Origin of the sequence: Butyricimonas paravirosa (genome assembly GCF_032878955.1) — a bacterium.
GTDB lineage: Bacteria > Bacteroidota > Bacteroidia > Bacteroidales > Marinifilaceae > Butyricimonas > Butyricimonas paravirosa.
The window spans coordinates 3,505,410-3,519,269 of the sequence record NZ_CP043839.1 but is presented as its reverse complement, the minus strand read 5'-3'; the positions used below and the strand labels follow the sequence as shown (position 1 = coordinate 3,519,269).

At 43.8% G+C, this 13,860-nt stretch carries 12 protein-coding genes and 1 riboswitch; of the genes, 7 read left to right on the top strand and 5 right to left on the bottom strand.

Annotated elements, in window-relative coordinates; translation table 11 throughout:
• Positions 1–16: 16 nt before the first annotated feature.
• A riboswitch (cobalamin riboswitch) is annotated at positions 17–222 on the top strand.
• 167 nt (positions 223–389) lie between these two features.
• The 5 genes from F1644_RS14310 to F1644_RS14290 all read left to right on the top strand — a co-directional run bounded on the left by F1644_RS14310 (position 390) and on the right by F1644_RS14290 (position 6,766).
• On the top strand, positions 390–1,478 hold the full coding sequence (locus F1644_RS14310) for an ABC transporter substrate-binding protein (protein ID WP_229782396.1): 1,089 nt from the start codon (positions 390–392) through the stop codon (positions 1,476–1,478).
• A 244-nt stretch (positions 1,479–1,722) separates the two neighbouring features.
• Complete coding sequence (locus F1644_RS14305; RefSeq protein ID WP_118303368.1) at positions 1,723–2,724, top strand: FecCD family ABC transporter permease; 1,002 nt, start codon at positions 1,723–1,725, stop codon at positions 2,722–2,724.
• A complete protein-coding gene (locus F1644_RS14300; RefSeq protein ID WP_118303366.1) occupies positions 2,721–3,476 on the top strand; it encodes an ABC transporter ATP-binding protein in 756 nt (251 codons plus the stop codon). Before F1644_RS14305 ends, F1644_RS14300 begins: the two co-directional genes overlap by 4 nt.
• 97 nt (positions 3,477–3,573) lie before the next feature.
• On the top strand, positions 3,574–5,124 hold the full coding sequence (locus F1644_RS14295) for an ATP-binding protein (RefSeq protein ID WP_118303364.1): 1,551 nt from the start codon (positions 3,574–3,576) through the stop codon (positions 5,122–5,124).
• 91 nt (positions 5,125–5,215) lie between these two features.
• Complete coding sequence (locus tag F1644_RS14290) at positions 5,216–6,766, top strand: ATP-binding protein (protein ID WP_118303362.1); 1,551 nt, start codon at positions 5,216–5,218, stop codon at positions 6,764–6,766.
• An 80-nt stretch (positions 6,767–6,846) separates the two neighbouring features.
• On the opposite strand, the gene F1644_RS14285 is transcribed toward F1644_RS14290, so the two are convergent.
• The 3 genes from F1644_RS14285 to F1644_RS14275 form a co-directional block, all read right to left on the bottom strand.
• A complete protein-coding gene (locus F1644_RS14285; RefSeq protein ID WP_087419573.1) occupies positions 6,847–7,515 on the bottom strand; it encodes a potassium channel family protein in 669 nt (222 codons plus the stop codon).
• 68 nt (positions 7,516–7,583) lie between these two features.
• Positions 7,584–9,398 (bottom strand): TrkH family potassium uptake protein, encoded by a 1,815-nt coding sequence (locus F1644_RS14280; RefSeq protein ID WP_118303360.1) that lies wholly within the window; start codon positions 9,396–9,398, stop codon positions 7,584–7,586.
• A gap of 210 nt (positions 9,399–9,608) precedes the next feature.
• Positions 9,609–9,977: a DMT family protein gene (locus F1644_RS14275; RefSeq protein ID WP_118303358.1), complete on the bottom strand. Its 369-nt coding sequence runs from the start codon at positions 9,975–9,977 to the stop codon at positions 9,609–9,611.
• A 108-nt stretch (positions 9,978–10,085) separates the two neighbouring features.
• On the opposite strand from F1644_RS14275, the gene F1644_RS14270 reads away from it, so the two are divergent.
• Positions 10,086–10,922: an AAA family ATPase gene (locus F1644_RS14270; RefSeq protein WP_118303356.1), complete on the top strand. Its 837-nt coding sequence runs from the start codon at positions 10,086–10,088 to the stop codon at positions 10,920–10,922.
• Between the two features lie 100 nt (positions 10,923–11,022).
• A complete protein-coding gene (locus tag F1644_RS14265) occupies positions 11,023–11,979 on the top strand; it encodes a DUF4435 domain-containing protein (RefSeq protein WP_189021491.1) in 957 nt (318 codons plus the stop codon).
• Here the strand turns inward: F1644_RS14265 and F1644_RS14260 are convergent.
• Both F1644_RS14260 and F1644_RS14255 read right to left on the bottom strand, forming a co-directional pair.
• Entirely contained in the window at positions 11,976–13,244 is a 1,269-nt protein-coding gene (locus tag F1644_RS14260; protein ID WP_118303354.1) for a carboxypeptidase-like regulatory domain-containing protein, read from the bottom strand. The two genes, F1644_RS14265 and F1644_RS14260, sit on opposite strands and share 4 nt — an antisense overlap.
• Positions 13,231–13,809 (bottom strand): RNA polymerase sigma factor, encoded by a 579-nt coding sequence (locus F1644_RS14255; RefSeq protein ID WP_229782389.1) that lies wholly within the window; start codon positions 13,807–13,809, stop codon positions 13,231–13,233. Before F1644_RS14255 ends, F1644_RS14260 begins: the two co-directional genes overlap by 14 nt.
• Between the last annotated feature and the right edge of the window lie 51 nt (positions 13,810–13,860).

Sequence of the window (13,860 nt, the reverse complement as noted above, 5' to 3'; positions counted from 1 at the left end):
AATTAAAAATTACAACCTATTTTCGCACCGTCATAGTTTCATACACCACTTCGTGTTGTGTTGAATGAAAAAGGGAATCCGGTGGAAATCCGGAACAATACCCGTTGCTGTATTTCCCCCTTTTAAAGGAAAAGTTTATCGTACGTTTGCCACTGGTTAGAATGCTGGGAAGGCACGATAAAAGGGATAAGTCAGAAGACCTGCTATGATCGGGACAGATTTGCATCTGCGGGATTCAGATGGTAATCAGGTATAGATGGCAAGGTCATTCTGTTTTTGATTTACCGTTTCAGTTTTTCCCCTCTCGCATAAATATCTCTCTCGAAGTTTTATAAAAACTATTACATATGAAACAAGTACTATTATTATTCACGTTTATCGTTTTTCTGATGCTATCCGGTTGTCAGACGAAAACAAAGTCCACAAGCGCCTTCACGAAGGAAGTTTACACACCGGAATACGCCACGGGATTCGACATCATGGGAGCTGATAACACGGAAAGCACGATTATTCACGTGCGTAACCCCTGGCAGGGAGCGGAAGGCGTTGAAATGTCCTACTTCGTGGCTCGGAACGGGGAGCAGGCACCGAAAGATTTTGACGGTGTGATTATTCCCGCAGGAGCGAAACGAATTGTATGTATGTCATCCACTTACATCGCCATGCTAGATGCCATAAACCAAGTGGATCGGGTAGTAGGAGTTTCCGGAATGAATTATGTTTCCAACCCGTATGTCCTTGCACACAAAGAAACCATAAAAGACATGGGGGCGGAAATAAATTATGAACTTCTTGTCGGGTTGGCCCCGGATCTTGTATTACTATACGGCATCGGGGACGCACAATCAACCGTGGCGGACAAACTAAAAGAATTGAATGTTCCTTATATGTACGTGGGAGAATACCTGGAAGAATCTCCGCTGGGCAAGGCCGAATGGCTGGTTGCCATTTCCGAATTGACGGATAGCCGGGAAACAGGTACAAAAGTATTTAGAGAGATTCCCGAACGTTATAACAACATGAAACAGTTAACGGCAAACGTGGAAAAACGTCCTACCGTCATGCTGAACACACCGTGGAATGACAGTTGGGCCATGCCTTCCATGAAAAGCTACGTGGCACAATTAATCACGGACGCAGGGGGAGATTATATTTACAAAAAAAACACCTCTAACGGGGCCGAACCCATCGGACTGGAAACAGCCTACGGGTTGATTCGCGAGGCTGACGTGTGGTTGAATGTAGGTATGGCGACGACTCTCGACGAGTTGAAGATCATGAATCCGAAATTCAAGGACGCAAAAGCCATCCAGGAAAACGAGGTCTATAATAATAACCTGCGCTTAACTCCCGAAGGGGGAAATGATTACTGGGAATCGGCCGTTGTTCACCCGGACATCGTACTCCGGGACCTGATCAAAATCTTACACCCGGAACTGGTGACGGAGGATTTGTATTATTACAGGCACTTGGAATAGTTTAAAATTTAGAGTTTAGAATGAAAAAGGCATCTACCCCCACCAGCTCCCCCTTACACAGGGGGAGAGACGAACGCGAGAAGGCGCTACGATATTATAGCGTATCCTACCCCTCGTGTAAGGGGGAGTTAGAGGGGGTAGTTAAAGCGTCGGCCTTGTACGGCTGGAATCTAAAATCGTAAATCAAGAAATTAACAACGGTGATGTCATTTTCAATTGTCCATTTTCAATTTTCAATTTTATCGTGAAACGCAATTCGATCATATTCCTTTTCCTGGGTCTGCTGACTTTCGTGTTGTTCGTACTCGACTTGTTGTCGGGGGATTCGGCACTTTCCGTCGGGCAGGTTTGGAACGTGTTCATGGGTAACGAGACGGACATGACAACCCGGAATATCGTGCTGTCGATTCGATTGGTGAGAGTGATCGTCGCCGTTTTGATCGGTGTGGCTCTTTCGATAAGCGGCTTGCAGATGCAGACCGTTTTCCGGAACCCGTTGGCAGATCCTTACTTGTTGGGAGTAAGTTCCGGATCGGGATTAGGCGTTGCTTTCTTTATCCTGGGAGCTCCCCTGCTGGGACTGGCACATTCCGGTTTCTGGCAGTCGGTAGGTATTGTCGGGGCCGGATGGGGCGGGGCCGTCATGGTTCTGTTACTGATTGCCATCATCAGTCGTTACGTGAAAAATATTCTTGGAGTGTTGATCATGGGAGTGATGATCGGTTACATCGCGGGAGCCATCATACAAATTTTACAGTATTTGAGTTCTGCCGAGCAATTGAAAATGTTTTTCCTGTGGTCGATGGGCTCCCTGGGACATGTCACGACCACGAAACTATTTATCATGATTCCCGTGATTTGCGTGGGCGTCATTCTCTCGATTTATTGTATCAAGGCATTAAATCTTCTTCTACTCGGGGAGAATTACGCCCAGACGATGGGACTCAATATACGGCGCACCAGAACGCTTATTTTCGTATCGACAACGTTGTTGACCGGAACCGTGACGGCATTTTGCGGCCCGGTAGGCTTTCTCGGACTTGCCGTGCCTCACGTGGCCCGTATGTTGTTTAACGATGCGGATCACCGGACGCTTTTGCCGGGAAGTATATTGCTGGGAGTCGTGGCCATGTTACTATGTGATATTATTGCTAAAACACTCGTGCTACCCATAAATTGTATTACCGCCCTGCTGGGAATTCCGGTAATTATTTGGGTGGTATATAAAAACCTTCGACCGGCATGATACAACTGGAATCTTTAACACTAGGATACGGGCAAGAGGTTCTGCTTGACCAGGTATCGGCCAACTTGGACGGGGGTGGACTGATCGCCCTGCTGGGACGTAATGGTAGCGGGAAAAGTACCTTACTACGGGCCACGGCGGGGTTAGGGAAAATCAAGTCCGGGCGAATATTGCTGGCCGGGAAAGACCTTACCGGGTTGCGACCGGAGGAACTGGCTCGTACCGTTAGTTTCGTAACTACCGAAAAGGTACGGATTCCTAACCTGAAATGCCGTGATGTAGTCGCCCTCGGGCGGGCTCCCTACACGAACTGGGTAGGACGACTGCAACCACGAGACCGGGAAATCGTTGATAAATCCCTAGCATTACTCGATATGTCCACCTATGCCGAACGAACAATGGACCAGATGTCGGACGGGGAATGCCAGCGAATCATGATCGCCCGGGCTCTCGCACAAGACACTCCCATCATCCTGCTTGATGAACCCACCTCTTTTCTGGACCTACCGAACCGTTACGAACTGGGGGTTCTATTGCAAAGACTGGCTCACGAACAAAACAAATGCATTCTTTTTTCAACCCACGAACTGGATATTGCTCTCACGCTCTGCGATTCCATCGCCCTGATTGACCGTCCGCATTTGCATTACCTGCCCACGCGACAGATGATCAACAGCGGTCATATCGAACGCTTGTTCCGGAACGAAACCATCACGTTCGACCCGAAAGAATTACGTATTCGTGTCCGATGAAAGGCTGCTTAAGAGAGGCGTTAAACTTGTCGTTCATTTTCGATAATCATAGAAAATTGAGTATCTTTGTTCTATTATTATCCATAAACGAACGCATATGAGTGAGAAAATTTATCCCATAGGTATCCAGAATTTCGAGAAAATTCGAAAAGAAGGTTATTTCTATATTGACAAGACTGCCTTGATTTACCGACTGGTAAAAACGGGTAGTTATTACTTTCTCAGTCGCCCGCGTCGTTTTGGAAAGAGCTTGTTAATCTCCACGCTCGATGCCTATTTCCGGGGAGAAAAAGAATTGTTTAAAGGATTGGCAATAGAGAAACTGGAAAAAGATTGGGTGAAACGCCCGGTATTACATATAGACCTGAATATCGGGAAATACGATGCTCCCGACAGCCTGGACAAGATATTGAACGAGGCTCTAGTGAAGTGGGAAACGGTGTTTGGCACGGGTGCCGGGGAAAGCACTTTGGCGTTACGTTTCAAAGGTGTCGTGGAACGCGCCTACAAGCAATCCGGACAACGGGTTGCCATCCTTGTTGACGAGTACGACAAACCCCTGTTACAAGCTATTGGTGACGAGGATCTTCAACGGGAATACCGCAACACGCTGAAGCCTTTCTATGGTGTACTTAAAACCATGGACGGGTGTATCCAGTTTGCCATGCTCACGGGCGTGACTAAATTCGGGAAGGTAAGCGTGTTCAGTGACCTGAACAACCTGGAAGATCTTTCCATGTGGAACGAATATGTCACTCTTTGCGGTGTCAGCAATCAAGAAATACATGAAAATTTAGAAGAAGAATTACATGAATTTGCCAAGGCTCAAAGCATGACATACGATGAAGTCAACACGGAACTGGAAAAATGGTATGACGGGTATCACTTCACGCATAATTCTATCGGCATGTACAATCCGTTTAGTCTGCTAAGCGCATTCAAACGGAAAGATTTTAGCAATTACTGGTTCGAAACGGGCACACCTACCTATCTCGTGGAGTTGCTGAAACGCAATCATTATGACCTGGAACGCATGGCATCCGAAGAAACCAACTCAGACGTATTGAATAGCATTTACGGGGACGAACAGCCTATTCCCGTGATCTTCCAGAGTGGGTACCTCACGATAAAAGGCTATGATAAACGCTTTGGACTTTATCGCCTTGGATTCCCAAACAAAGAGGTGGAGGAAGGTTTTATCAATTTTCTGATGCCTTTTTACACCCGGTTCAACAAAATTGAGGCTCCATTTGAAATTCAAAAATTTGTCCACGAGATCGAGACAGGGCAACTGGATGCCTTTTTCAATAGATTGAAAAGTTTTCTGGCCGATACTCCTTACGAGCTGATCAGTGAACAAGAACGTCATTATCAAAACGTGCTTTTTATCATCTTCAAGCTGGTAGGTTTTTACACGGAAGTCGAGTATCACACTTCCGAGGGACGTGTGGATCTCGTGTTGAAAACTAACGATTACATTTACATCATGGAATTTAAACTGAATGGCAGTGCCGAAGAGGCCTTGCAACAAATCCATGACAAGCATTACGCTCAACCATTCCAATCAGATAAACGCAAGATATTTAAAATTGGCGTGAACTTCAGTTCGAAAACAAGGAATATCGAGAAATGGATCGTGGAGTCATAACCAGTATCTTTAATTTTTAAAACATAGCTATCTTCGATAATCATATAAAATTGAATATCTTTGTTCTATTATTATCCATAAACGAACGCACATGAGTGAGAAAATTTATCCTATAGGTATCCAGAATTTCGAGAAAATCCGGAAAGAAGGTTATGCTTACGTTGACAAAACCGCCTTGATTTACCGATTGGTGAAAAAAGGAAGTTATTACTTTCTCAGTCGCCCGCGTCGTTTTGGAAAGAGCCTGTTAATCTCCACGCTCGATGCCTATTTTCTCGGAAAAAAGGAGTTGTTTAACGGGTTGGCCATGGAAAAACTAGAGAAGGATTGGATTCGGCGGCCCGTGCTACACCTGGATCTCAATATTGGAAAATACGATGCCCCGGATAGCTTGGATAAAATACTCGAAGAGGCCATATCAAAATGGGAAGTACTTTACGGCACCGGAGTCGGAGAGTCTACCCTAGCCCTACGTTTCAAAGGAATCGTGGAACGAGCCTGCCAGCAATCCGGCCAACGAGTAGCCATTCTCGTTGACGAGTACGACAAACCCTTGTTACAAGCTATTGGAAACGAGAATCTTCAACGAGAATACCGTAACACGTTGAAACCTTTCTACGGAGTGCTCAAAACAATGGATGGTTGCATCCAATTCGCCATCTTAACCGGGGTAACCAAATTCGGGAAAGTCAGCGTGTTCAGTGATTTGAATAACCTGATAGACATTTCGATGGATGAACCTTTCATTTCCTTGTGCGGAATGACAGAGCAAGAAATTCATGACAATTTTGAAGAAGATTTGCACGAGTTAGCCGCTGCACAAAAGATGACCTACGAGGAAGTGGGAGCTGAATTGAAGAAGTATTACGATGGTTACCATTTTGTCGAAAATTCTGAAGGTATATACAATCCATTCAGCGTGCTGAATACATTTTTCAAGATGAAATTCGGTAGTTACTGGTTTGAAACGGGTACACCCACCTATCTCGTGGAGCTACTGAAACGCAATCATTACGATCTGGAACGGATGGCAACCGAAGAAACCAACTCAGACGTATTGAATAGTATTTACGGGGACGAACAGCCTATCCCCGTGATCTTCCAGAGCGGGTACCTCACGATAAAAGGCTATGACAAAGAATTCGGATTATATCGCCTAGGATTTCCAAACAAAGAAGTGGAGGAAGGTTTTATCAATTTCCTAATGCCTTTTTACACCCGGTTCAACAAGATAGAAGCTCCATTTGAAATACAAAAATTCGTTCGTGAAATACGTACAGGGCAACTGGATGCCTTTTTCAATAGATTGAAAAGTTTTCTGGCCGATACTCCTTACGAGCTGATCAGTGAACAGGAACGGCACTATCAAAACGTGCTTTTCATCATCTTCAAGCTGGTAGGTTTTTACACGGAAGTCGAGTATCACACTTCCGAGGGACGTGTGGATCTCGTGTTGAAAACCAACGATTACATTTACATCATGGAATTTAAACTGAATGGCAGTGCCGAAGAGGCCTTGCAACAAATCCATGACAAGCATTACGCTCAACCATTCCAATCAGATAAGCGCAAGATATTTAAAATTGGCGTGAACTTCAGTTCGAAAACAAGGAATATCGAGAAATGGATCGTGGAGTCATAACGCTCGGATTCATCCAGCCAAGAGACAATTCGAAGATAGATTTATTCCACAAATTGTCTCTTGACTATGACTCGCTTGAATCAAGCAATCTGGATTCCAAGTTTTCGGAAGCTCTTCGGGTGACCGAAAAGTACAAACACGTCCTTTTCGATAAAAACGGTATCATCGGATGGGTTATTCATCACCAATGATTTATCGATTTTGGCATCATAGCGTTTTAAGGCTATCAATTTTAACCCGAATTCTTCCTCGAATTTCGCATCACCTAATTTTCGCCCGATAAAACGAGGTGGAATTTCCCACTCGATAATCAAATGATCGTCATCAACAACATAGGAATCTATAGTTGTCCCCAACTCCACTTTTGTCGCGAAGAAATCGGCATACTCCCATTCCGGATTGATGGTCTCCGTGATTCCCATAGACTTTAGAATCACCTTATGCACTGGCGAAATGGCCCGGGCAACGATACGTTTCACACCAAATTGTTTCAATAGCGCAATCACGAACAGGGACGTTCCGAAATCTTTCCCGAACACCACAAACACCACGTCCACTTCGGTCAAAGGCAATGTTTGTAATGCCTGTTCATTTTTCACATCCAATGCCACGGTATTCGTGATGGAATCCTTGTATAAATTAATCTTACTGATGTCGGAATCCACTCCCAACACCTCGTTTCCCCGTTTAGTCAGACGTTGCGATAATGCAAGCCCAAAATTACCTAATCCAAATACGATACACTTCATAATAATTGAAAATTGAGAATTGAAAATTGAAAATGTGAGACGGAGCCTAATTTTCGATTTTCAATTGATTAAACGATTACAGTTTCATCCGGGTACGTGTAAAGTTTCACTTCCTGATGACGGATGAAACAAGCCAAAAGGGTGATTAAGCCTACACGCCCGACAAACATGGTGAGGGCAACGATCATTTTACTTGCCACACATAAATGAGGGGTCAAATCCAAAGTCAACCCCACCGTCCCCAAGGCTGAAACGATCTCAAAAACTGCTTGAGTCAGTGTTGCCTTCGGTTCCAGAATCACGATGACAAAAACTGCCAGGATGATCCACAGGATGGAGAGTATGATGATCGAATGCGCCCGGTTCACGTTCTCCCGAGTCAATTGACGATGTGCGATAACGACCCGATCGTTCCCCACGAGATTCGCCCATATATTTTTTAAAGCAATCACGAAGGTTGTCACCTTGATACCGCCCCCCGTGGACATCGGAGCCGCACCGATCCACATCAAGACAATCGTGAGAAAGATTGTCGGAACGTGCAACACGGACATATCCACGTTGTTAAAACCTGCCGTACGAGGGGTGACGGCCCCCATAAACGAAGTGGCAAATTTTCCAGTGAATGACATTCCGTCCAACACGTTATGATTTTCAAATATCCAGAACAAGGCTGTCCCCACGACAAGCAGGATTAAAGTGGTCGGTAACACGATTCGCGTTGTCGTACTCACGATACGAGGTTCGTGGATCACCTTGTAATTCATACCCAACAGACATTTGATCTTATTCCGAATACCATAATGCAGGAGTCGCCCGTAATTGAACAAAATCGGGAATCCAATGCCACCAAATATAATCAAAAAAGCCAAAATGACCTGCAAGCCATACAAATGCCTGATCAAAGGATCATAGAGATTGCCCGGCAACGTGGAGAACCCGGCATTACAGAAAGCCGAAACACCATGAAACAAGGCGAAAAAGAGTTTATTATCAATTCCCGCAACATCCTGCACTTGCATGTAGACGAGGTAAACACCAATTCCCTCGATGATAAACGTGGTCAGAATAATATACACGACCGTCCGGAAAATATCGCTCAAAGATGCCTCGTTCAACAGGTTTTTCATCATGAACTGATCGTGAAAGGAGGTCCCACTCAAAAATGACATGGCAAAAAAACTGGTAAAGGTCATCACCCCGATTCCCCCGACCTGAATCAGCATGAGCAGCACGACCTGCCCGGTCAACGTGAAAGTGGTACCGGTGTCAACGACCGTCAACCCGGTCACACACACGGCACTTGTCGAGGTAAACAAAGCGTCTGTGAAACTGATTCCCTCGTACGTGGCATTAGGCAAACCTAATAAGACAGCCCCGAATAAGATAATAAATAAAAAACTCGCGGCAAAAAGAACTTCCGCCTTTACCCGACTTCGCAAGACAACAAATATCTGTTTCGAGAGTTGTATGATACTCAATAGTAATACCACGCCATACATCAGAATCCGTTCGACTTTGAAAAGGAAGGGATTGGTTGCCTCGAAATCCAGCCGATCAAAATGTTTGGAAAACAAGGTCAAAGCAAACAGGAAAAGTAACACTAACACTTCTATCCAAAATCCTTTTTCCGCCCGCAGCAGCCTAAAATTAAACAAGAACCGTAACAAGCCAAGCACTACGAAAAGACGGACTATCGCTCGATAGGTGTAGTATATCTCATGAGAATAATCAGCCGGCATATCAAAGCCGAAACGATAAATGACTAAAATAATTGCGAGAAAAGAGGCTAGAAATAATAACACATTACTCACCAGTTCAACAATCTGTTTTACAGACTTATAAATCTTTCTCGCCCGATAGCGGAATTCCACTGAAAACATAACACCAACTTTTTTTAATAAATAACGTTAAGCGGTTACCGCAAGTTACATAAATCACAACAATTCTTCATTTCCCGATAATACCGGGAACTATTTTCAAGTTTAATTATTTTTTTGTTGTTTCCCGCCCAACCTCACTATTTATTTCAGACAATATTTCCAGCAACGAAAGATATGGGGCTGTCCCAAAAGACTATTTTTATAAATTTACTATTTCATAAATACAAAGTAAACTGCCAGCACCAAGCAAACACAAGCGGCCAAGTGATTCCACTGGAAGGTTACCCCTTTGAAGAACAGCATGGAGAAGATAATGAAAATAGTCAGCGTGATCACTTCCTGCACCACTTTTAACTGCATCAGGGAGAAAGGCCCCCCGTTTCCGATGAAACCCAAACGATTGGCCGGAACTTGGGCACAATATTCAAACAAGGCAATACCCCACGAAAACAGGATCACCCCGAAGAGAGGCCAGTTATCTATCCATTTCATTTCCTGCAATTTCAGATGGCCGTACCAGGCAAAAGTCATGAACACGTTTGAAACAATCAGTAATAATATCGCGTAAAGTCCTTGCATATTCTTTTATATTAATCCATGAAATGATTCGTAAAATCGACACAAAAGTATAAATTTTATTACCTTTGTTGATAACGATTTGGATAAACTTTATCAAGTAGCAGCAGTATGAAAGCGAACAAGATTCAGAAAATAGAGATCCGCAATATATGGGGAAAATATAATTTCCGGTGGGAAAATCTCAATCCCGACGTGAATATCCTAACAGGTATTAACGGTAGCGGGAAAACCACGTTCTTCAATATTATTGACGCCTTACTTTCGGCGGATATTAAACGCTTGAAATTGTACAACATCGAGGCAGAGGTCACTATTGACGACATCTTGATCAGTTTCCGGAAAGATAGTACCCTAGCATCTATAAGACAAAAGTTAGCCGGGGTGAACTATTTAAAGATAAGTACATTTGACGTACCTATCCGTGATCGTCGAAAAATGGGTAAAGAAGACAGTCCCTTGCTCAGCGAGTTAAAGGAAATCGTGTACAGCGTGGGCGAGAATAACAATTCGTTTTCTGATTACCGCCTTCGAGCCACGAATTTTCCGGATCAGGCGGAAAAGATCAACCGCAGGATTCGCAAATTTTACGACACGGTGAACCACCTGTTTGCCGGAACAGGGAAGACCATCGAGATTGACCCGATGACGAATCAATTGGTCTTCCGGGATGGCAATGAAATTATCCATCTTTACAAGCTATCGTCGGGGGAGAAACAATTATTAATTATTCTACTCCGCGTGTTCCTGATGGACGAGCAACCTTACATCCTGCTCATGGATGAACCGGAAATCTCGTTACATATCGAGTGGCAATACCGCCTTTTTGAAGAAATCCAAAAACTGAACCCGCATTGCCAAATCATTACCTCTACCCACTCCCCGAGCCTGTTCGGTGATGGCTGGGGGGACAAGTTGGTATTCATCGAAGACCTATTGATTCACTAACCTGATCAATTTTAAATTTATGATTTTAGATTCCAATCCAGCTTTTTTAATCGTAGATTGATGGTCTTTTTACATTTTCAATTCTCAATTCTCAATTGTTATGTTTTCTCCTCCCGTATCTAAAGAAAAATATTATTATCACGCAGCTAAACGTTTTATGATGGACGCCCAGCTCTTGCGTTGTAGGGCAGCTATTCACGTGGAAGATAAAGACGATATTGTTTTCTGGAGCAATATTTTCAAGCATTTCCGCCCGAATGACCGGTTTCATTTTATCGCGGGTTCCCGGAACGAACGAGGCCATGAAACCAGAGGCGTGACGCAATGCCTGAAATATGTCAAATATTTGAATCCGAAGTTTTTTATCTGCATAGACAGTGACTATCGCTATTTGTTGCAAGAACAAGGGATTGATGTAAAACATTACATTTTCCAGACCTATACCTACTCTTTCGAGAACCATCATTGCTATGACAAGGGGTTGAACGAGTTATGCTACCGGATCACAACCCTACCTAACAACGTGTTCGATTTTCACCAATTTCTGAAAGAGTATTCGAATATCGTGTACAAATTATTCCTGTGGCATCTATATTTCCTAGTGGCAGATACTAAACGATTCTCGATCGCCGATTTCAACGAACTGATTTCGTTTCAATGGCAACGTCGACCGGACATCCGCCAGAACGGACGCCACGAGTTAAACAAATTGAAAGGACGGATCGAACAAAAACTTGCCCAACTCCGGAAGAATTACCCAAAAGCGAACCTTTCCATTCTGGAGGAAAAATACCAAAAGATGGGGCTAACCCCGGACACCACGTATCTCTTTATCCGGGGGCATAATATTTATGATATGGTTTATATGCTAAACCGGGAAGTTTGTAAAAAGGTACTGAGGATCGCAAAAGATTCGTATTCCGGTTCACAACAACCGCCTCATGTCAACCTTTTCGGCTACCGGAACAGTATTGACGATCAATTGAAAAAGAATTTACATTTCGGGGCTTATCCCGCCATTCGCAAGATAGAGGAAGACGTTCATCTTCTATTCTAAGGTTTCCTCTCGGAAGGTAACACCTCCAAGATGGCTTTATGGGATTCGCCATTCTTTCCAATCGTGAAATGAATACTGGCTTGTATTCGCTTACCGGATGGCGTGTTCTCCCATTTAGGCCCCTCGGCCAACAATCGAATAACCTCTTTATTGCTCTCCTTCGAGAAACCATCCTCTATGCGGATTCGGCTGGGAACTTTCTTCTTGTTTAACTCGAACGAAAGTATTACAGACCCCATTTTATTCGAATCCAAGTCTGCTTTCGGATAGCGTAAAGCTTTTTCCATATATTGATTGAAATGGAGAATATCATCTTTAGATACCAACGTATCAAGTGCAACATTTTGTAGACTGGTTATAGCAGAAACTCCCCTTATCTTTATATTGGACATTTCCACCTCTTTCTTTTTTGCAACACCATAACCGGTAACAACAACCTCATTCATTTCTTCTGCGTCTTCTTCCATCTTCACTTGCAATTTGTCTCCCGCCTTAACCAAAATATGCTGAGATTTCATCCCGACAAAAGAAAAGGTAAGTAACCCCTCTGGTGTAGGAAGATCCAAACTAAAGTGGCCGTTGGCATCCGAGACTACCCCCATCGTCGAGCCGGAAAGGAGTACAGTCACTCCCGCTAAAGGATTACCCTTTCCATCCGTTATTATACCCGACACGTGATTATCGTTTACTTTCATTTTCCGGGTTGCCAGCCGGGAAGTATCTTCCATCTGAACACTTGCCAAAGAAATTTCCTGATCAGCAAGTTCCTCCATCACCATCTCCCGTACAGAATCCTTTTTTCTTACCGCCCTGTTATCCGAGCGTAACAACTGTTTTTTATCGCCCGGAGGCACTGTCAAAGAATCCGTTTTATCAAACAAATCTATTGTGCTTCCACTTTCAAGTGTCAGTATCGCTCTCTCTTTGGTTTTCACCGAATCAGATAATTGAGCAACTGCCATCACGGGTACATCAAAAGTTTTCTCTTGCCGGGTAAACCACCATGTCCCGCAAGCTAGCAAAATAGCAAACGAGGCTGCAATATACATCCATGTTCGTTTTTGTTTACGAGATGAACGGGAGCGCTCGTTCAACTGGCGTTCCAGACGAATCAGGCCATCAAGAGGATCACCGGGAGTCGAAGTCAACCCCTCCAATGCCTCGAACAAGAACGGATCGGACAAAGCCTCCCGCTCCATACGGTTAGCAGCCTTACCTTTCCGGTTGCCATGCAGGTATTCTTTTATGTCGTCAATCCGTTTCATTTGATGTTATTCCTTTACGTTCCAAACACAATTTCAAGTTCCGTTTCCCATTCTGGATAAAACTCTTTACCATTTTCGAAGAAAAACCCGTGCGTTCTTCCACTTCCTTGTACGAAAGTTCATTCAGGAAGAAATATTTCACGCTGACACGTTGTCTTTCAGGTAATCCCTCGATACATTCCCGCAACGATTTCTCTCGATTCTCCCTCTCGTTTACAACAGTAAGATGAAAATCATCGCAAAATTCCATAAAAGAATCGTCTAAAGAAACGGACAAATTTTTACTCCGTTTCCGAATTTCCATCAAGCAGTTATTGCGAATACAAGTATATAGCCAAGCTTTGAAGGATTGTATTTCCGTCTCTTTTACCTTCACAATCAATTCTTCGAATAGTTGCATAACGGCATCCTGCGCATCTTCCGGTCGCTTTAGATACTTTAAGGCTACCCCGTATACCAAGGGCATGTATCTTTTATAAGCCTCCACGAAATACGCCAAGTCACCGCTTTCACAATATCGTTTCAGCAGTTCCTCATCCGTTATATTTTCTTGACCCCGCTTCACTATTTATACATTGATTTTTACAAATATAAGAATTAAAAAAATTCTCTCTAA